Source organism: Streptomyces sp. NBC_01750, from assembly GCF_035918095.1.
Classification (GTDB): domain Bacteria; phylum Actinomycetota; class Actinomycetes; order Streptomycetales; family Streptomycetaceae; genus Streptomyces.
The window spans coordinates 6,542,091-6,561,669 of sequence record NZ_CP109137.1 but is presented as its reverse complement, the minus strand read 5'-3'; the positions used below and the strand labels follow the sequence as shown (position 1 = coordinate 6,561,669).

The 19,579-nt window shown below is 69.3% G+C and carries 15 protein-coding genes; 4 read left to right on the top strand and 11 right to left on the bottom strand.

Annotated features, from left to right (window positions below):
* Positions 1–21: 21 nt before the first annotated feature.
* From OG966_RS29905 to OG966_RS29885, 5 genes are read right to left on the bottom strand one after another with little or no spacing between them, the layout of a single operon-like run.
* Positions 22–1,992: an ATP-dependent DNA helicase gene (locus tag OG966_RS29905; protein ID WP_326653046.1), complete on the bottom strand. Its 1,971-nt coding sequence runs from the start codon at positions 1,990–1,992 to the stop codon at positions 22–24.
* Positions 1,993–2,044: 52 nt separating this feature from the next.
* Positions 2,045–3,853: an IucA/IucC family protein gene (locus OG966_RS29900; protein ID WP_326653045.1), complete on the bottom strand. Its 1,809-nt coding sequence runs from the start codon at positions 3,851–3,853 to the stop codon at positions 2,045–2,047.
* 59 nt (positions 3,854–3,912) lie between these two features.
* Positions 3,913–4,647, bottom strand: a complete 735-nt coding sequence (locus OG966_RS29895; protein ID WP_326653044.1) for a GNAT family N-acetyltransferase — start codon at positions 4,645–4,647, stop codon at positions 3,913–3,915.
* 41 nt (positions 4,648–4,688) lie between these two features.
* The gene (locus tag OG966_RS29890; RefSeq protein ID WP_326653043.1) at positions 4,689–6,590 is read right to left on the bottom strand and encodes an IucA/IucC family protein; all 1,902 of its coding nucleotides are present in this window, start codon (positions 6,588–6,590) and stop codon (positions 4,689–4,691) included.
* A 27-nt stretch (positions 6,591–6,617) separates the two neighbouring features.
* Positions 6,618–7,994 (bottom strand): diaminobutyrate--2-oxoglutarate transaminase family protein, encoded by a 1,377-nt coding sequence (locus tag OG966_RS29885; RefSeq protein ID WP_326653042.1) that lies wholly within the window; start codon positions 7,992–7,994, stop codon positions 6,618–6,620.
* A gap of 299 nt (positions 7,995–8,293) precedes the next feature.
* Here OG966_RS29885 and OG966_RS29880 point away from each other — a divergent pair, with 299 nt between their 5' ends.
* Together OG966_RS29880 and OG966_RS29875 are read left to right on the top strand one after the other, a co-directional pair.
* Positions 8,294–9,469, top strand: a complete 1,176-nt coding sequence (locus tag OG966_RS29880; protein ID WP_326653041.1) for a trypsin-like serine peptidase — start codon at positions 8,294–8,296, stop codon at positions 9,467–9,469.
* A gap of 261 nt (positions 9,470–9,730) precedes the next feature.
* Entirely contained in the window at positions 9,731–10,900 is a 1,170-nt protein-coding gene (locus OG966_RS29875; protein ID WP_326653040.1) for a trypsin-like serine peptidase, read from the top strand.
* Between the two features lie 91 nt (positions 10,901–10,991).
* Here OG966_RS29875 and hflX read toward each other — a convergent pair whose 3' ends face one another.
* The 6 genes from hflX to miaA form a co-directional block, all read right to left on the bottom strand.
* On the bottom strand, positions 10,992–12,482 hold the full coding sequence (gene hflX / locus OG966_RS29870) for a GTPase HflX (RefSeq protein ID WP_326653039.1): 1,491 nt from the start codon (positions 12,480–12,482) through the stop codon (positions 10,992–10,994).
* A 163-nt stretch (positions 12,483–12,645) separates the two neighbouring features.
* The gene (locus tag OG966_RS29865) at positions 12,646–14,100 is read right to left on the bottom strand and encodes a M1 family metallopeptidase (protein WP_326653038.1); all 1,455 of its coding nucleotides are present in this window, start codon (positions 14,098–14,100) and stop codon (positions 12,646–12,648) included.
* Positions 14,101–14,165: 65 nt separating this feature from the next.
* The gene (locus OG966_RS29860; RefSeq protein WP_326653037.1) at positions 14,166–16,253 is read right to left on the bottom strand and encodes a RelA/SpoT family protein; all 2,088 of its coding nucleotides are present in this window, start codon (positions 16,251–16,253) and stop codon (positions 14,166–14,168) included.
* Positions 16,254–16,393: 140 nt separating this feature from the next.
* On the bottom strand, positions 16,394–17,293 hold the full coding sequence (dapF, locus tag OG966_RS29855; RefSeq protein ID WP_326653036.1) for a diaminopimelate epimerase: 900 nt from the start codon (positions 17,291–17,293) through the stop codon (positions 16,394–16,396).
* A gap of 24 nt (positions 17,294–17,317) precedes the next feature.
* Positions 17,318–17,758: a hypothetical protein gene (locus tag OG966_RS29850; protein ID WP_326655424.1), complete on the bottom strand. Its 441-nt coding sequence runs from the start codon at positions 17,756–17,758 to the stop codon at positions 17,318–17,320.
* A gap of 105 nt (positions 17,759–17,863) precedes the next feature.
* Entirely contained in the window at positions 17,864–18,802 is a 939-nt protein-coding gene (gene miaA, locus OG966_RS29845; protein ID WP_326653035.1) for a tRNA (adenosine(37)-N6)-dimethylallyltransferase MiaA, read from the bottom strand.
* 182 nt (positions 18,803–18,984) lie between these two features.
* On the opposite strand from miaA, the gene OG966_RS29840 reads away from it, so the two are divergent.
* Entirely contained in the window at positions 18,985–19,251 is a 267-nt protein-coding gene (locus OG966_RS29840) for a hypothetical protein (RefSeq protein WP_326653034.1), read from the top strand.
* Positions 19,252–19,284: 33 nt separating this feature from the next.
* On the top strand, positions 19,285–19,521 hold the full coding sequence (locus OG966_RS29835; RefSeq protein WP_326653033.1) for an antitoxin: 237 nt from the start codon (positions 19,285–19,287) through the stop codon (positions 19,519–19,521).
* Positions 19,522–19,579: the final 58 nt, after the last annotated feature.

Genomic DNA, 19,579 nt, shown 5'->3' with positions numbered 1-19,579 from the left:
AGCTGCGGTTCAGCAGGGGAACTACTTGCCGTCCACCTTGGCGGCCGCATCGATAGTGGCCAGCGAGCGACGCACCTGGTTTCGGTCCGTGGTGTACCAGAAGTCGGGCAGTGAGGCCCGCAGATAGCTGCCGTATCGGGCGTTGGCGAGCCGCGGATCGAGTACGGCGACGACACCCCGGTCACCCGTGGCACGGACAAGCCGGCCCGCACCCTGGGCCATCAACAGGGCAGCGTGCGTCGCGGCGACGGCCATGAATCCATTGCCACCGCCCTCCTCCACCGCCTTCTGGCGGGCGCTCATCAGCGGATCGTCGGGGCGTGGGAACGGGATCCGGTCCATCACCACCAGCTGGCAGCTGGCCCCCGGCACATCGACGCCCTGCCACAGGGAGAGCGTGCCGAACAGACAGGTCTCCGGATCGGCGGCGAACGTCTTGATCAGTTCGCCGAGGGTCTCTTCGCCCTGCAGCAGGATCGGCTTGTCGAGTCTGCCGCGCAGCTCTTCGGCCGCCGCCTGGGCACCCCGCATGGAAGAGAAAAGGCCGAGCGTACGGCCGCCGGCCGCCTCCACCAGATCGGCGAGCTCGTCCATCATGTCGCCGCGGGAGCCTTCGCGGCCGGGCGTCGCCAGATGGCGGGCCACGTAGAGGATGCCCTGCTTGGGATAGTCGAAGGGCGAGCCGACGTCGAGACCCTTCCACTGCGGGATGTCCTCGCCTTCGGTGCCTTCCGGGGCGAGGCCGAGCGAGGCACCGACGCCGTTGAAGTCACCGCCGAGCTTGAGCGTGGCAGAGGTCAAAACCACCGACCGTTCGGCGAAGAGCTTCTCTCGCAGCAGCCCGGCCACGGAGAGCGGAGCCACCCGCAAGGACGCGCCGAATCGATCGTGGCGCTCGTACCAGACGACGTCGTACTCGGAGCCCTGGGTGATGCGCTCGGCGACGTCATGAATGTTCTCGACCGAGGCGAGGGCCTGCTTGCGTACGGCGTCCTCGTCCTGGATGGACTTGTCGCGGGTGGAGCCGAGGGCCGAGATGACCGTGCGGGCCGCATCGCGGAGCGCCATCAATGCGTACCCGAGATCCTCGGGGAGCTCCTCGAGACGGCCGGGGAGTGCGAGCTCCATCAGCCGCTCGAAGGTCTCGGCAGCAGTCTGGAGAGAGTCAGCGGCCTTCTCGTTGACCAGCTTCGCCGCTCGGCGCACGGCCCGGTTCACCTGACCGGGGGTGAGCTCGCCGGTGGCGACGCCGGTGACCCGGGAAACCAGCTCATGGGCCTCGTCGACGATCAGCACCTCGTGCTGAGGCAGCACCGGGGCGCCTTCGATCGCGTCGATCGCCAGGAGTGCGTGGTTGGTGACGACGACGTCGGCGAGCTTGGCGCGCTCGCGGGCCGCCTCGGCGAAGCACTCGGCGCCGTACGCGCATTTCGTCGCGCCCAGGCACTCCCGGGAGGAGACGGAGATCTGCGCCCAGGCCCGGTCGGAGACGCCGGGCGTGAGGTCGTCGCGATCTCCTGTCTCGGTCTCGTCGGCCCAGTCGCGCATCCGCAGCAGGTCCTTGCCGAGCTTGCTGGTGGGCGCGGCGGCTTCGAACTGGTCGAAGAGCCCGTCTTCCTCTTCCTGCGGTACGCCTTCGTGCAGGCGGTGCAGACAGAGGTAGTTGGAACGCCCCTTGAGCATCGCGAACTCGGGCCGTCGACGCAGCAGCGGGTGCAACGCGTCAACGGTCCGCGGAAGATCACGCTCCACGAGCTGGCGCTGAAGGGCAAGGGTGGCCGTGGCCACCACGACCCGCTCGCCGTGCGCCAGCGCGGGCACAAGATAGCCGAGGGACTTTCCGGTGCCTGTGCCGGCCTGGACGAGGAGGTGCGCATTGTCGTCGACCGCTTCGGCCACGGCCTCGGCCATGGTGACCTGGCCTGGCCGCTCCACGCCGCCGACGGCGGTGACAGCGGCATGCAGGAGCTCGGGGAGGGATGGCTTCGTCATAGCCCGACCACCCTACGGGGCACCACTGACAACGCGACCAGGTGTCCGTTCATCAGGAGGGGCCCAGAGGGTTGGGGACGGTGCCGTGGACGGCGGCGTGCGGCCGGTCGGGACGGTCCCGGTAGCCATCGAGATGGAGCCTGTTCCGGTTGAGGCACAGGCGCTCGATACGCAGCGTGAGCAGGTCGAACATCTCGAAGCGGTCCTTGAGCTCCGGAAAACGGGCCTGGTGCCGCAGGATTTCCGCCCGTACGAGCGCGAAGAACTCCTCCTCCGGTACGTCCAGCTGCTCTTCGCAGAGCGGGGCGAGGAAGCGGAAGACACCCACAAAGAGCCCGGAGTGGATGAACTGAGTGAGAAAGGAGGGGTCCTCGGTAAGGAGGATCTGGCGTACGTCGTCGGGCATCGAGTCGTGTTCGGGCAGCGGCCGGGCGCTGACATTCACATCGTCGACGAAGTCCTTGATCGCGAGACGCACCGGGACATCCTGTTCGTCATAGACGACGATGGCGTTCTCCCCGTGCGGTGAGAAGACGGTGCCGTAGCGGTAGAGGAAGTGGAGCAGCGGCGGCAGCAGTGCGGAGAAAAGGCGCTGGAGCCAGACGGTGGGGGCAAGCCCGGAACGCCCGACCAGCTCGGCGGTGAAAGCGCGGCCCTGCGGGTCGGTGTGAAGGAGCGAGGCGAGCGTTCGGGCCCGCTCGCCGGGGGCGAGACGGGGCTGGAGCGGCTCGCGCCAGATCGCGCCGAGGAGCTCCTTGTACTGGTAAGGCACTTCCGCGAGGTGGTCGTAGAGGGGGTGCTCGACGGTGACCGAGGCGACTTCACCGAGGAGGATCACTCCGCACTCGTCGCGCAGGAAGGGGTCCGTGTCGCGCAGTCCGTGTACCCAAGAAGTAACGGCGGGCGCTGCGAGAGTCCGTTCGGTCGGGAGTCCGCGCCAGACGAGGGTGTTGAGGATCGACAGCGGCAGCTTGACGGTGTGCCGGTCGGCACGGTCCAGGTTGGCGAAGGTACGGATCGACTGCTGTGGCAGCCGCAGATCACCGTCGGTGGGGAGCGGAATGATCTCGCCCCGGGCGATGGCGGGCGCGAAGAGGGACAGCAGCACCTCGTCCCACTGCCAGGGGTGTACGGGGAGGAAGAGATATGTGTCGGGGTCGAGGTCCCTGGCGCGCAGGGTGGCCTCGAAGGACTCGCGTACGGGAGCGTCGAGTTCACGGACGTACAGGTCGTCGGGGGCCGCGAGCCCTGGTACGCCGCGGTAGGCAGCGATGGTGGAGCTGACCGCGATCCACGGGAGCCGGGCGGGTCTGCGGGCCTCGGGAGACCAGAGCGCGGTGTCGGTGGCGGAGAAACCGATGCGGCCCTTGTTGAGGACGAGCCAGGGGTGGCCGGTCTGGTGGCCCTCGAGTTCCGCATAGCCGAGATCGGCGAGCTCGGCCGAGGTCAGCGCCGTCTGATCGAGCCTGGTGTCGGAGGCGAGGGTGGTGGAGAGCTCGCGGAGGAGATGGCCGAGGGTGGCTCCGTCGAGGGCGAGGAGCCGTCGGGCCCCGGCGAGGAAGGCAAGCGGATCGGTGAAGCGCCGGCCCTCGTGCTCGATGGAGTGCGGATCGACTCGCCAGCTTCCGTACGCCCCGCGCCGGGCGTGGAAGGACAGGCTGCCGGCGTCGTCGAGCACGAGTGTGTAGTGGTCGCCCCCGCCGGGGACCGGCTCGATAATCTCTTCGTAGGAGAACTCGCCGAGCATCTTGGCGAGGAGACGGCCGGCCGCCCGGTCCCAGCCCTGCGGGTTCAGCCCGGGCGGGGTGAACGGGAACGCGGCCGGCTCCGCGGAGTCATGGGTGGCGGGGGACTTCAGCACGGGGACTCCTCGAGTGGAACCGATGCGGGTCGAGCGGTGTAAGTAAGGCAGCGGGTCGTTCACAGCAGGTTGCGAAGGGCGCGGTCGCGGACCATGAGGGCAGCTCGCTTGTCAGGGAGGTCGACTTCGGCAGAGAAGCGGAAGCCGGCGCTCAGGAAGGCGGATACGGAAGGGGTGTTGCGCAGGTCTGGTTCCGCGATTACTCGTGCACAGCGGGGTCGGTTGTCGAGAGCGAGGTCAGCGACGGCTCTGAGGAGGGTGGAGCCGACACCGCGGCCGCGGTCGGCGACACCGCCGATGAGGAGGTGGATTCCGGTGTCATGAGGACGAGCCGGGTAGTGCCGCGCCAGTGGGTCGAGGTCGGCGCGGTAGATCTCGAAGTAGCTCATGGGGGTGCCGCCGAGCACGCCGAGACAGGGAACGCTGCGTCCGTCGCCGTCCAGCTGGGCACGCAGATGGCCGGCGGTGACCGACTCGGGTCCGGCCAGCTCCCAGAACTCGGCCACGGCAGGGTCGTTCATCCACCGGCTGACCAGCCCCAGATCGCGTTCGATCCGGACGGGGACGAGCTGAAAGTGCCCGAGCGGAGTGGTGGCCGGCCCCCAGCCGGCGGGGGTGTCCAGCAGGTGGCCGTCGTCGTCGTCCGCGGGCTGGGGAGCGAGGGTCAGTTCGTCCTCGCGGAACAGCGCGAAGAGCTCCTCGGGAAGCCGCAGGTCCAAGGTGTCCTCGGCGCCTCCGCCGAGCAGAGGTACCGGCCCGGCTCCGGTGCCGGTGCTCGCATCGGTGGGAGACACGGCGACGCTCTCCTCTCGCAGTTCGGTCGGTTTGTGTTCTCTCAAGGGCGAAGGGGGTTGGTGATGGTGACGTAGACGGACTGGGTGTCGACAGGCCCGACGAGTTCGTCGAGACCGCGCAGCCGCGTGAGCAGATTGGCTTTGGACCGCAGGGTGGGGGCATCGAGAAGCTGCGCGGGCAGCGGCGATCCCATGCCGGCGTTCACAGTGAGGAACTGTCGGAAAGCGGCGATGAGTACGCGCTCGTCGGCGAGGCGTTGAGCGCCGAAAGCTCCGATCAGTCCGAGGACGTTGTTGATGCCGAGGTAGTAGGCGAAGCGCTCGTCGGTGACGTCGTCGGAGACAAAGGTGTCGCTGGCGGTGCCGATGCCGGGAAGGCGGCGCTCGAGCTGGGCACGGTGGGACTCGCGGAAGTAGTAGCCCTGGTTGTCTCGGTAGCGGCCGCCGACGGGCCAGCCCTTGGGGTCGAGGATCACGAGCGTGTTCTGCTGGTGGGCCTCGAGAGCGATGCCGGCCCTGGCGTCCAGCCAGAGCACCGGGCGAACGACGTGGTCTAGGTAGCGCAGGAACCACTCGGTGGCGACCGCGCCGGTGGGCCGGCCGGTGCGCGTGGCGAGCCGTTCCACCACGTCGGCGAGGCGCGAGTGCATTCCGGGGCGGTCCGGCCAAGGGCGGGGGGACGTCAGTCCCGCGATGCAGACGGCGTCGTCGCCGAAGCCGAAGGGATTGTGGCGCAGCATGACGTCGAGGCCGGGTACGGCTTCGCCGTCGGCGGCGTCGACCGCGAGCCATGCGGGGTCACGCACGATGTCGAAGCCGGGGTGGGCAGCTTGCCACTGCTCGCCGAGGCCGGTGCGGAGCAGCCGGTGCACCTCGACACCGCGGTGGAGTTCCTTGCGGAGATTCTCACGACGGGAGTTCGTGATGCGTACGCCGAGCGAGAGCTTGAGCATGGCCGGGGCACCGGGGCGGTGCACGGTGCGGACCGAGGAGGTGGGGTGCCAGGGCCCTCCGTAGGGACCCAGGTCGTGCAGGAGACCAGCGTCGAGGAGGGCTGCGACGGCCGGGCGGTGTGTCAGTTCGCGGGCCTGCCAGGGGTGCAGCGGCAGCGGAACAGTGTGGTCGGGGAGTCGGAGGTCGCCGCAGAGGCGGGCGGTGAGCTGTTCGGCCGGCAGGGTGCGGCCCTGTTCGGTCCAGGCCGAATCGGTGGCCAGGACGGACCGGTCGACGGCCATCCAGTGCAGCGGGAAGGAGCCGTGCAGTTCCGGTGAGTAGAGCCGGGCCTCGGCCTCGGAGAGTCCTTCACGGCTCTTGGGCGTCGGGTGCAGCGGGTGGCCCAGTACGAGGGACTGCTCGGCGGTGAGGAAGAGATCCGCCTCGGGTACCGGAGCCGGGTGGGCTCGCCGGTCGGTAATGAAGTCGGTGGTGCGCCGCACCGAGTCGGCGACGCGGCCGACCAGGTCGGCTCCTTCGCTCTGGCCCGCTTCCCGGCCGAGGAGCGCGGCGACGGTGACGGCATCGACGCCCGGTGCCTCGCTCGGGCCGCTCGCCAGGGCGGGCAGGCCGAAGCGGTGCCAGCCGGTGACCGACCAGTACCGGACGGGGACGAGCAGCGCGGTGCCACTGGCGTGCAGCGGGATGCGCAGGGTGTCGCCGTCCGGCTTCGCGAGATTGTTCTCCCGTACCCAGCAGCGGAGGAGGTTCTCGACGGCCGCAGCGTCCGCGGCGCGCTGCGGATCGGGATGGTCGAGGAGCTCAGCCGCTCGGTCGCCGAAGGACGCGCCGGCCATGGGGGTGTGCTGCTCGCCGAGACCACCTGGCTGCTGGCGGGGCACCGTCGCCTCCTCTACCGCGAGGGGGCCACACATTCCGTCCTGTCCTAGGTGATGGGTGGGGGGACGGCCGTCGGCCTCGGGCGCATCGGGCGCGGGGTTGGGGTTCACGCAGGGCTTCCTTGTGATTTGTCCGGGTCAGTGCAACTGCCCGTTGTCGGTGCGGTGTCGCATGGAACGCTCGGCGTCGGCCAGGGCGTCGGCGAAGCGGTCGAGGACGGCCACGGCCTGTTCGTCGGTGAGGGTGAGAGGAGGGAGCAGCCGTACAACACCGGAGTGGCGTCCGCCGAGTTCGACGATGAGCCCGCGGTTCAGGCACTCCTGCTGGACAGCGGCTGCGAGTACGGGGGCGGTCGGCGGAACCAGGGCGTCGGGGGCGGCGGCGTCCGGGTCGACCAGCTCGACGCCGATCATGAGGCCCCGGCCACGTACGTCTCCGATGCAGGGGTGGGCCGCGGCCAGTCCCTGGAGCCGTCCCAGCATGCGCGCACCGAGGGTCGCGGCTCGGTCGGCGAGCCGGTTCTCGCGTACGAACGCGAGGGTGGCCGCGCCCGCCGCCATGGCGAGTTGGTTGCCGCGGAAGGTGCCTGCGTGGGCGCCGGGCTGCCAGGCGTCGAGTGCGGACCGGTAGACGATGACAGCCAGTGGAAGGGAGCCGCCGATCGCTTTGGAGAGCACCATCACATCGGGCACGACACCGCTGTGTTCGACCGCCCAGAAGGCACCGGTGCGCCCGACTCCCGTCTGCACCTCGTCGGCGATCAGCGGAATGGAGCGGGCGGTGGTGATCTCCCGCATCCTGCGCATCCAGGCATCGGGGGCCGGGATCACTCCGCCCTCACCCTGGACCGGTTCCAGGATCATCCCGGCCGGCGTGGGCACTCCGCCCTTGGAATCGTCGAGGAGGTTCTCGGTCCAGCGGGCCCCCAGTTCGGCACCGCGTTCGCCGCCGACCCCGAAGGGGCAGCGGTAGTTCTGTGGGAAGGGCAGCCGGGTCACGCGCACGTCGGTGGCGCCGCCCGAGGCGTCGAGCGCACCGGCCGTCATTCCGTGGTACGCGCCGGTGAAAGCAAGGAGGCCGCTGCGGCCGGTCGCCGTGCGGACGAGTTTGAGGGCGGCTTCGACGGCGTCAGTCCCGGCAGGCCCGCAGAACTGGACCCGTGCGTCGTCGGCGAACTGCGGTGGCAGCGTGGCGAACAGCTCGGTGGTGAACGCGTCCTTGACCGGTGTGGCGAGGTCGAGGACATGCAGCGGTGCCCCTGAGTCGATCACCTTTCTGATCGCTTCGAGAACCACAGGATGGTTGTGCCCGAGCGCCAAAGTACCCGCCCCGGAAAGGCAGTCGAGATAGCGGCGTCCGTCTGCTCCCTCGATTGTCAGTCCCCGGGCCCGCACGGGAACGATCGGCAGCGAGCGTGCATACGTACGGGCCGCAGATTCGCGGAGCGACTGTCGGCGCAGAATCCCCTCGTGCGCGGCAGGCAGCGCCACCGGAACAGGTTCGGTCACGGCCACGGCTGTTGGTCCTCCAGCTGTAACAGTTGCGTTGCACATCGGTACAGCGTTCGTGGGCCGCCCACCCAGGCTGAACGCTGACCTTGAGTGCCCCGTACGTACCAACGACGCCGGGAGCCTGGGATTACGGGCATTCGGAAGATCCTTGGGGCGACGGAACCGCAGACCTGCTGCGAACCGTCCCCATCGGCACCGGCATAGTGGGAGCCGCAGCCGGCCTCCGGGTACGGCAGCCGGCTGAGCAACGCCGCGCAAAGTTTCTACAGTTCAGAGTCAAGAAGTCCCAGGGGGATCACGACATGCGACCCATTCGCCCGACGCTGGCATCGGCCTCCATCGCCGCTGTACTCGCGCTGGCTGCCACCGCCTGCGGTCCGAGTGAGGACAACGCGGGCGAGAAGCCGAGCACGCCCGCAAGCCAGTCCGCGGACGGCAAGATCACCATCCCGGACGATCTCAAGGACCGGCTCAAGGAGCGCGGGATCGACCTGGACAAGTGGAAGAACGGCGAGTGGAAGAACTGGGACAAGGACAAGTGGCTCCGTGAGGCCAAGGACTTCGTCAACCCGATCATCGAGGACCTCTGGGACCCGGACCGGATGCGCGATGCCGACAAGCCGCCGGAGAAGCCCGTCGACAACGACATCTCGGGCGACGAAGGCGTCACCGACCCCACGCCCGCGCCGGTCAACGCGCAGGCTGTGAAGGCTCCGTACCACTCCAACGCCGCCGAGATCGGCAAGGTCTTCTTCGACGGCCCGGAAGGTTCGATGGTCTGCTCCGCGACCGTCGTCAAGGACCCGGCCCACCCCGGCAAGTCCAACATGGTGTGGACCGCCGGCCATTGTGTGCACGCCGGAAAGAACGGCGGCTGGTACCGCAACATCGCGTTCGTGCCGTCGTACAACGACGGCGCCAAGCCCACCGCCGACCTGGAGAAGGCTCCCAAGGAGCAGATAGCTCCCTACGGCGTGTGGTGGGGCGACTGGGCCCAGACCTCCGAACAGTGGATCTCCCAGGGCGCCGCGACCGGCGGTCAGGGCGCTCCGTTCGACTTCGCCGTGATCCACGTCACGCCCGAGAAGGGCGGCACGGGCAAGTCGCTGGAGGAGACAGTGGGTTCGGCGCTCCCGGTCGACTTCAACGCCCCGGCTGTGCCGAAGATCGACAACATGACCGCCAAGGGCTACCCGGCGGCACCGCCGTACGACGGCCAGAAGCTCTTCCAGTGCTCCGACAAGCCGGGCCGGCTGTCCATCAAGGCCAACAACCCCACGATGTACCGCATCGGCTGCACCATGACCGGCGGCTCCTCCGGCGGGGGCTGGGTGGCCAACGGCCAGGACGGCAAGCCCGCCCTGGTCTCCAACACCTCCATCGGCCCGGTGACGGCGGGCTGGCTGGCGGGTCCGCGCCTGGGTGACGAGGCCAAGGGCGTCTACAACTCGGTCAGCAAGAAGTTCGCGGGCCAGTAAGCAGTCCACGAAGGGCAGGAGTCAATGGCTCCTGCCCTTCGTCGTGGAGACTCCGTGCAGGTGGGGTCCGTCTCAACTGCGCGACTCCGCACCGGCATAGAGTGATGCCGAAGCACGGGCGGCCCCGGAAGGCCGCCCTTTCGCGTGACACGCTCATGGCAATTCACGCGCACGGCAGCACCACCACGCCGTCAGCTGACGCACGACACGTTCATGGCACATAGGCACATTTCCAAAAGCACTTCAGGGGGAATCGTTTCCATGCGATCCATACGTCCGCTGCTGGCTGCCACCGGCATTGCCGCAGCTCTCGCGCTGACGGCCACCGCCTGTGGTCCCGGCGAGGACAAGGCATCCGACAAGCCCGCCGCGTCCAGCCCCGCCGCCGACAAGGGTGGCGCGGATCTTCCCGCGGACCTGGCCGACAAGCTCAAGGAGCACGGTGTCGACCTGGACAAGTGGAAGAACGGCGAGTGGAAGAACTGGGAGAAGGACAAGTGGCTGCGTGAGGCCAAGGACTTCGTCAACCCGGTGATCGAGGGGCTGTGGAAGCCCCAGCGGATGACCACGGCGAAGGCCCCGGCGAAGACGCTCGCGGCCGGCGACATCTCCGGTGACCAGGACGTCACCGACCCGGAGCCGCGCCCGGTCCGGGCCCAGGCGGAGAAGAAGCCGTACCACGAGAACGCCGCCCCGGTCGGCAAGGTCTTCTTCGACTCGCCCGAAGGTTCGATGGTGTGCTCCGCCACCGTCGTCAAGGACCCGAAGAACCCTGGCAAGTCCAACATGGTGTGGACCGCGGGCCACTGTGTGCACGCGGGTCAGGCGGGCGGCTGGTACCGCAACATCGCCTTCGTCCCCTCGTACAACGACCTGGGCAAGTCCCCGGCCGCGCTGGAGAACGCGCAGCCGCAGGAGATCGCCCCGTACGGCGTCTACTGGGCCGACTGGGTCTCGACCTCGGGCCAGTGGATCTCCGAGGGCGGCCCGACCGGCGGTACGGGCGCTCCGTACGACTACGCCGTGATGCATGTGAAGCCGGAGAAGGGCACCAAGTCGCTGGAGGAGACGGTGGGCAACGCCCTCGACGTCGACTTCGACGCGCCCGAGGCCAAGAGCATCAGCGCGATGGGCGCCTGGGGCTACCCGGCTGCCCCGCCGTACGACGGCGCGATCATGCACAAGTGCGTCGACCGTCCGGGCCGTCTCTCGATCGCTCCCGGTACGCCGACGATGTGGCGGATCGGCTGCACCATGACCGGCGGTTCCTCCGGCGGGGGCTGGTTCGCCAACCAGCCGAACGGCAAGCTTGCGCTGGTCTCCAACACCTCCATCGGCCCGGTCACTTCGGGCTGGCTGGCGGGTCCGCGCCTGGGCGCGGGAGCCAAGCAGATCTACACCACCATGAGCGACAAGTTCGCGGGGCGGTAAGCCTGCCGGCCGCTGGACACACACCAAGCCGGAAGGCCCGCCCCCTCTCGATGAGGGGGCGGGCCTTCCGGCTTGTCCGTTCAGTACGCGATCAGCGAGTCGCCGGCACATACGGCGCCAGCGCCGCGGCCAGCTCCTCATGCACCCGCGCCTTGAGCAGCGTGCCCTCCGTGATGTGTTCCTCGGAGAGAACCTCGCCCTCGGCATGCACCCGCGATACCAGCCCGCCCTGGGTGTACGGCACGAGGACCTCGATCTCGACCTCGGGCCGCGGCAGTTCGACGTCGATCAGCGCGAGCAGCTCGTCGATGCCCCTGCCGGTCCTCGCCGACACCGCGATCGCGTGCCGCTCGATACGCAGCAGTCGCTGCAGTACGAGCGGATCGGCCGCATCCGCCTTGTTGATCACCACGATCTCGGGCACGTCCGTCGCGCCCACATCGCGGATCACCTCGCGCACAGCGGCCAGCTGCTCCTCCGGCGCCGGGTGCGATCCGTCCACCACGTGCAGGATCAGGTCGGATTCCCCGACCTCCTCCATGGTGGAGCGGAAGGCCTCGACGAGGTGGTGCGGCAGATGCCGTACGAACCCGACGGTGTCGGCCAGGGTGTAGAGCCGGCCACTCGGCGTCTCGGCCCGGCGGACGGTCGGGTCCAGGGTGGCGAACAGTGCGTTCTCCACCAGGACTCCGGCGCCCGTGAGGCGGTTGAGCAGAGACGACTTGCCTGCGTTGGTGTAGCCGGCGATCGCGACCGAGGGCACCTTGTTGCGCCGGCGCTCCTGCCGCTTGATCTCGCGGCCCGTCTTCATCTCCGCGATCTCCCGGCGCATCTTCGCCATCTTCTCGCGGATCCGACGCCGGTCCGTCTCGATCTTGGTCTCACCGGGGCCACGGGTGGCCATGCCGCCACCGCCGCCGCCACCCATCTGCCGGGACAGCGACTGGCCCCAGCCGCGCAGCCTCGGCAGCATGTACTGCATCTGCGCCAGCGCGACCTGCGCCTTGCCCTCTCGGGACTTGGCGTGCTGGGCGAAGATGTCGAGGATCAGGGCAGTGCGGTCGACCACCTTGACCTTGACGACGTCTTCGAGGTGAATCAGCTGGCCGGGGCTGAGCTCACCGTCGCAGACGACGGTGTCGGCGCCGGTTTCGAGCACGATGTCTCGCAGCTCCTGCGCCTTGCCGGAGCCGATGTAGGTGGCCGGGTCGGGCTTGTCACGGCGCTGAATGACGCCGTCGAGCACCTGCGCGCCCGCCGTCTCGGCGAGCGCCGCCAGCTCCGCGAGGGAATTCTCCGAGTCCTGCACCGTCCCCGTGGTCCATACGCCGACCAGCACCACACGCTCAAGACGCAGCTGCCGGTACTCGACCTCGGTGACGTCCTCGAGCTCGGTGGAGAGACCTGCCACGCGCCGCAGCGCGGCACGCTCGGAGCGGTCGAACTGATCGCCGTCCCGCTCTCCGTCGATCTCGTGGCTCCAGGCGACGTCCTCTTCCATCAGGGCGTCAGCCCGAAGGCTCTCTGTGCGCGTGTCCGCGAAGCTCTGCTCGTCCTGGGAAGGGGATGAAGAGGAGGTCATTGGATCCTTACGTCGATGGGAGTCGATGAAGTACCGGCGGAAAGTCCGATACACCAGTCACAACGTGTAACGGCTCCGGATGATTCCCCATGGGGGTTCCGGCCCGGCCACGTCGCCGACCTGTTGATGGTCGCACGGGGCTGCCGGGGCCGTCACCCCGGTTTCAGCGGGCTGCGACGGCCTCGGTGCGCCAGTCCGTGTGCCCCGGCATCGGCGGCGTCCGCTTCCCGTACAGCCATCCCCGGAAGAACGCCGACAGGTCGCGGCCCGCGGTCCGCGAGGCCAGTGCCGAGAAATCGGCCGTGGTCGCCGTCCGGTCCCGGAACTCGCTCACCCAGGCCCGCTCCAGCTGCCCGAAGGCGTCCTTCCCGATCGTCTGCCGCAGCGCGTACAGGACCAGTGCGCTGCCGCCGTACATCACGGGGCGGAAGAGGCTGATCTTCTCCCCCGGCTCCGGCGGCTTGGGCGCGGCCGGCGGTCCGCCGTCGGCACGCCAGACGTCGGACTGCTTGTACGCCTCACGCATCCGCAGGTCCAGGAACTTCTGCGCCTTCTCGTCGGCGTACAGCGCCTCGTACCAGCTGGCGTGCCCCTCGTTCAGCCACAGATCGGACCAGGTGCGGGGCGAGACACTGTTGCCGAACCACTGATGGGCCAGCTCATGCACCATGACCGAGTCGACGTACCACTCGGGGTAGCTGCCCGAGGTGAAGAGCGAGAGCTCGAAGAGCGAGAGCGTCTGCGTCTCCAGCTCGAATCCGGTGTCGGCATCGGCGATGAGCACCCCGTACGACTCGAAGGGATAGGGGCCGACCTGCCGCTCCATCCACTCCAGGTGTTCCGGAGTCTTCTTCAGCCAGGGCTCCAGCTTCGTGCGCTCCGCGGTCGGCACCACATCGCGTACGGGCAGAGCGAGCGGCCCCTGGCGGTGGACGACAGTCGAGCGGCCGATCGACACCTGGGCCAGCTCGGTGGCCATGGGATGCCGGGTCCGGTACGCCCATGTGGTGGTGGGCCCGGTCCCTGCCTTTGCCATCCGCACCCCGTTGGCCACCACGGTGAGCTCGCTGGGCGCGGTGATCCGGAAGGTGAAGTACGCCTTGTCGGCAGGGTGGTCGTTGGACGGGAAGACCCGGTGTGCGGCGTCGGCCTGGTTCGCCATCGCGAGCCCGTCTCTCGTACGCACCCAGCCTCCGGCGTCCGCGGGTCCCCTCGGGTCGCTGGTGTGGCGGACGGTGATCCGCAGCGGTGACCTCTTCTCGACCACTTCCGGCGGGGTGACGACCAGGTCCTCTCCGGCGACCGCGAACTCGGCGGACTCGCCGTTCACTTCGACCGCGCCGACGGTGCCGTGCGTGAAGTCGAGATTGATGCGGTTCAGGTCCCGCGTCGCCAGTGCGTCGATCCGTGTGACGGCGTCCAGCGGCTCGGTGTTGCTACCGCGATAGGTGAGGGCGATGTCGTAGGCAATGACGTCATAGCCGGGATTACCCAGCTGCGGAAAGAGCGGATCGCCGATGCCGAGCGGTGCGGGCGGGGGCAGGGCCGCGGCGACGAGGGTTGCCGATGCGGCGGCCAGCAGCGTGGCACGCAGGCGGCGTCGAGAGGTGTGCAGCATGCACTACGGCTATCAGCGGGCCCGGCGCGGACCGTGGCGGCGCGCGTCGTGCCACCCGAACGAGGTCAGGCGCTGGCCGCCGGATGCTGGGTGCGGCTCACGTCGTACACCCCCGGCACATCGCGCATGGCACGCATCAGGGCGGGAAGCCCGGCGGCGTCCGGGAGTTGAAGGGTGTACGTGTGCCGTACGCGCTGTTCGCTGGGCGGCTCGACGGTGGCCGAGACGATGGCCGCGCCCTCGGTCGCGATGGCCTCGGTGAGATCTGCCAGCAGACGTGGCCGGCCGAAGGACTCGGCGATCAGGGTGACCCGGCATTCGGCGGCATCGCCCCAGCTCACCGCGATGGGCTCGCGGTCCAGGGCTCTCATACGGGCTACGGCCGGGCACTTCTCGCGGTGGACGGTGACGACGCCCCCACGGACCGCGAAGCCGGTGACGGCATCCGGCGGTACGGGCGTACAGCAGCCGGCCAGACGTACCGTCGCGTCCGGCAGATCGACGACGGCGTTCGCGGCCGCCCGCCGGTCGGCGGTCACGGGGGCGGGCCGGCGGGGGGCGGCCGTGGGGACCTTCGTCCCCTCCGGATTCGCCTCGAGCCAGGCGGTGATGGCGATGCGCGCGGCGGGTGTGCGGGCATGGTCGAGCCAGTCGGGCGACGGGCCGGAAGCGGAGTCCTGGGCGAGCAGCAGATGCACAGTGTCGCCGTCGCTCAGCACCGTACTGAGCGTCGCGAGGCGGCTGTTGACGCGTGCGCCGATACAGGCGTGCGCCTCCTCGCCGTACTGCGCGTACGCGGCGTCCACGCAGCTCGCGCCGACCGGCAGTCCGAGCATGCCGCCGTCGGCGCGGAAGACGGTGATCTCCCGGTCCTGTGCCAGATCCGCACGCAGGGAGGTCCAGAAAGTGTCGGGGTCGGGGGTGGACTGCTGCCACTCCAGGAGGCGGGAGAGCCAGCCGGGCCGGGTGGGGTCGGCGCGCTCGCCGTCGGCCGGTTCTGCCCCTTCGACAGGTTCCAGGGGTACGTATGGGTTGCCGAGTGCGATCACTCCGGCTTCGGCGACCTTGTGCATCTGGTGCGTACGGATGAGGACTTCGGTGACCGCGCCGTCCGTGCCCGCGACGGCGGTGTGCAGCGACTGGTACAGGTTGAACTTGGGGGCGGCGATGAAGTCCTTGAACTCGGAGATCACCGGGGTGAAACAGGTGTGCAGCTCACCCAGGACGCCGTAGCAGTCGGCATCCTCGCCGACGAGCACCAGCAGCCGGCCGAAGTCCGTGCCGCGCATCTCGCCGCGCTTGCGCCGCGCGCGGTGCACGGAGACGAAGTGCCGTGGTCTGATGAGGACTTCGGCGGGGATACCGGCGTCCCGCAGCACCGCCTTGAAGTCCTCCGCGGTGGCGGCGAGGGCATCACCCGCGCCGGCGTTGTCGGCGATGAGGGCGCGGGTTCGTTCGTACTCCTTCGGATGGAGGATCGCGAAGACCAGGTCCTCCAGCTCGGTCTTGAGCGCCTGTACACCGAGCCGTTCGGCGAGGGGGATGAGGACGTCGCGGGTGACCTTGGCGATACGAGCCTGTTTCTCAGGTCGCATGACGCCGAGCGTGCGCATGTTGTGCAGCCGGTCGGCGAGTTTGATCGACATGACGCGGACGTCGTTGCCGGTGGCGACGAGCATCTTGCGGAAGGTCTCGGGTTCAGCGGCGGCGCCGTAGTCGACCTTCTCCAGTTTGGTGACGCCGTCGACCAGGTAACAGACCTCGGCGCCGAACTCCGAACGCACCTGATCGAGCGTCACCTCGGTGTCCTCGACGGTGTCGTGGAGGAGTGAGGCGGTCAATGTCGTGGTCTCGGCGCCCAGTTCGGCGAGGATCAGCGTCACGGCGAGCGGATGCGTGATGTACGGCTCGCCGCTCTTGCGAAACTGTCCGCGGTGGGAGGACTCGGCCAGGACGTACGCCTTGCGCAGGATGGCGAGGTCGGCGTCGGGATGGTGTGCGCGGTGCGCCTCGGCGACATGGCCGATCGCGTCCGGCAGCCGGTCCCGGGCGGCAGGCCCCAGGAGCGCGGCGCGGCCCAGCCTGCGGAGGTCGATCCTGGGACGGCCGCGCCTGCGGCTGTGGGCACCAGGGTTGGTGGCCTCTGCACTCATGGGGCACCTCCGGCAGCTTCGACCGGCGGTGGAAAGGGCAGGCTTGCACTCCGTGCCGGTGCTTGATGCTACCGAGCCCACCACGTGGCGGAGTCCGGCTCTCGCTCAGCGTGAAACGGATCACCCATTCGAGCGAAGCTCTATGCGATCACGGTTTCGGGCACAGCCAGGAAGGCCGGTTCGATGTATCCCTCGGCGACGATGACGGCGGGGCCTGTCATCTCGATCTCGCCGTCGGGCCGCTCCGTGATCACCACCCGTCCGCCGGGGAGATCCACGGTGTAGGTGACCGAGGCGCCGGTGACCGCGGGGTCCGCGCCGTCCCTGCGGGCGGCCGCGACGGCGACGGCGCACGCCCCCGTGCCGCAGGAGCGGGTTTCGCCGGAGCCGCGCTCGTGCACGCGCATGGCGACATGGCGCTCACCGCGGTCGACGACGAACTCGACGTTCACGCCGTCCGGGTAGACCGACGCCGGGCTGAAGGGCGGTGCGGAGAACAGGTCCCCTGCGTGGTCCAGGTCGTCGACGAAAGCCACCGCGTGCGGATTGCCCATGTTGATGTTGCGGGCGGGCCAGCTGCGGCCGTCGACGGTGACCGTGACGCCGTCCTCGGGGAGCAGCGCGCGCCCCATCGAGACCGTGACGTCGCCCTCCTTGGCGAGGTGGACCTTCTTGACGCCGCCGCGGGTGGCGACTGCCAGGTCGCCCGCCTCGGCATGGCCCGCCCGCTCGAGGTAGCGGGCGAAAACCCTTACGCCATTGCCGCACATCTCGGCGATCGAACCGTCGGCGTTGCGATAGTCCATGAACCACTCGGCCTCGTCCGCCATGGCACGCGCCTCGGGGTGAGCCGCGGACCGCACGACATGCAGCAGACCGTCACCGCCGATGCCGGCCCGGCGGTCGCAGAGCCTGGCGACGGCTGATGCGGGCAGGTCGATAGCGTTGTCCGGGTCAGGGACGATCACGAAGTCGTTCTCGGTCCCGTGGCCCTTGAGGAAGGCGATCGGCGCGGTGTGCGGAGTGTTCACGCCGTCCATCGTACGAGGACGGCCGGGCCGACATCAGCGCAGGCGTGCCACGCGCCAGACGGCGAGCGCGACGATCGCCACTCCCACGCCGACGTACAGAGCCATGACCCGCCAGTCGGGGCGCTCCCCGGAGCCGCGGGCCGGCAGTCCGGGCCAGGTGTGGCCCACGCGGCGGGCCGCCATCACGCCCCAGCCGGCGGCGCAGCAGCTGATCAGCAGTCCCAGCATGGCGACGACCGCTCCGCCGTCGCCGGTGCCGAAGGCGAGGGGGAAGGCGAACATCAGGGAGCCGATGGCGGCGAGCATCACGATGGGGGCGAGCTGCCAGATCCGCAGCCTGCGCTGCGGGCGCAGTTCGACCTCGACCTCGGCCGCGATCACGTCCTGCTCGTCAGGCCCGTCCGGACTCAGACGGGGCGCGGTGTCCGCTGCGTCCCGTCTTCCCTGCTCCGTGTCGCGAGGGCCGGCCTCCATCGCCACGCGCCCTCCCAACTCGGACTTCACGTCGATCGATGCTCGATGATGGCACGCTCCCGGGTGCCGAAATGGCTGGCAGAGCGTCCCGATGCCATCACGTGATCAGGCTGTGACCGCTCGTTCGACCAACGTCAGCGCCTGGTGCGGAAGTTCCTCCCTGTGCTGGGCGGCGCCGCTCAGCCAGTGCACCCGCGGGTCTCGACGGAACCAGGAGTCCTGGCGGCGCGCGAAGCGCTTGGTGGCGCGCACGGTCTCCTCGCGCGCCTCCTGGTCGGTGCACTCCCCCGCGAGCGCCGTGAGCACCTGCTGGTACCCGAGCGCACGCGAGGCCGTGCGCCCCTCGCGCAGACCTTGCGCCTCCAGTGCACGGACTTCGTCGACGAGACCCGCCTCCCACATCCGGTCGACGCGCAGCGTGATGCGCTCGTCGAGCTCGGGGCGTGCGACGTCGACGCCGATCTGGACGGTGTCGTACACGGCGTCGTGGCCGGGCAGGTTGGCGGTGAAGGGCTTGCCGGTGATCTCGATGACCTCGAGCGCCCGGACGATGCGGCGGCCGTTGCTGGGCAGGATCGCGCTGCCGGCCTCCGGGTCGGCGGTGGCGAGCCGGACGTGCAGCGCGCCGGAACCGTGCTGTGTCAGCTCCCCCTCGAGCCGGGCACGGATCTCCGGGTCGGTGCCGGGGAATTCGAGGGCGTCGATGGCACCGCGGACGTAGAGCCCGGAGCCGCCGACGAGCACGGGCGTGCGGCCTTCGGCGAGCAGCCGGTCGATCTCCGCCCTGGCCAGCCGCTGGTACTCGGCGACGCTCGCGGCTTCGGTGACATCCCAGATGTCCAGGAGCCGGTGCGGGACGCCACCGCGTTCGTCGGGCGTCAGCTTGGCGGTACCGATGTCCATCCCCCGGTAGAGCTGCATGGAGTCGGCGTTGACGACTTCACCGCCCAACCGCTGGGCCAGGAAAACGCCCAGATCGGACTTTCCGGCCGCTGTAGGACCGACGATGGCGATGACCCGCGGTGCGGGAGCTGCACTTCTCACTGCCCCAGTCTCGCAAACCCGTGGGGATGTCCCCGAACGAGCGAGGTGACGGCACAGGGGCGGGTTCGTTGCCTGTTACGAGGTTCCGAACGCCGGTTTTTGGGCCGGTGCCCGCGGGCGGCGCAATGGGACGCCGCGGGCGGCACGGAACTTCGCCCACACGAGTAGGCTATGGAGTAAATATGGGTGTTTTTTCACGATTTCGCCGTAAGTCCAGGACGACTGCCGAGGCGTCAACCGAGGAGGCAGCGGTCAGCACTCTGACAGCCGAGCCCTCGGCTGAGGCCGATTCCGGGTCCGAGGCGTCGAAGGACGCGGTGGCCGAGGTCACCGAAGCCGAAGCGGGCGAGGTTGCCGAGGCCACGGCAGCCGAAGGGGTGGAGATTCCGAAGCAGCAGTCGGCCGAGGAGGCAGCGGACAACGAAGCCGGAGAGGGCGCCCGCAAGTAGTCCCCGGCGAGGGAACACGAGGGAAGGTGACCCATGAGCCTCATGGACACGCTGAAGGCCAAGCTCGGCCCGGCCAAGGAGAAGATGTCCGACCTCGCGCACCAGCACGGGGGCAAGATCGAGCACGGTCTGGAACGAGCCGCTAAGACGGTCGATCAAAAGACCAAGGGCAAGTACAGCAGCAAGATCGAGACTGGCACCGGCAAAGCCAAGAACGCCCTGGGCCGCATCTCCCACAGGGACGACGGCACGACGCCGCCGGCTTCCTGACATCACCGGCGGGCGGCCGCGGAACTATCGCTCCGCGGCCACCCGCCGATGTACGTCC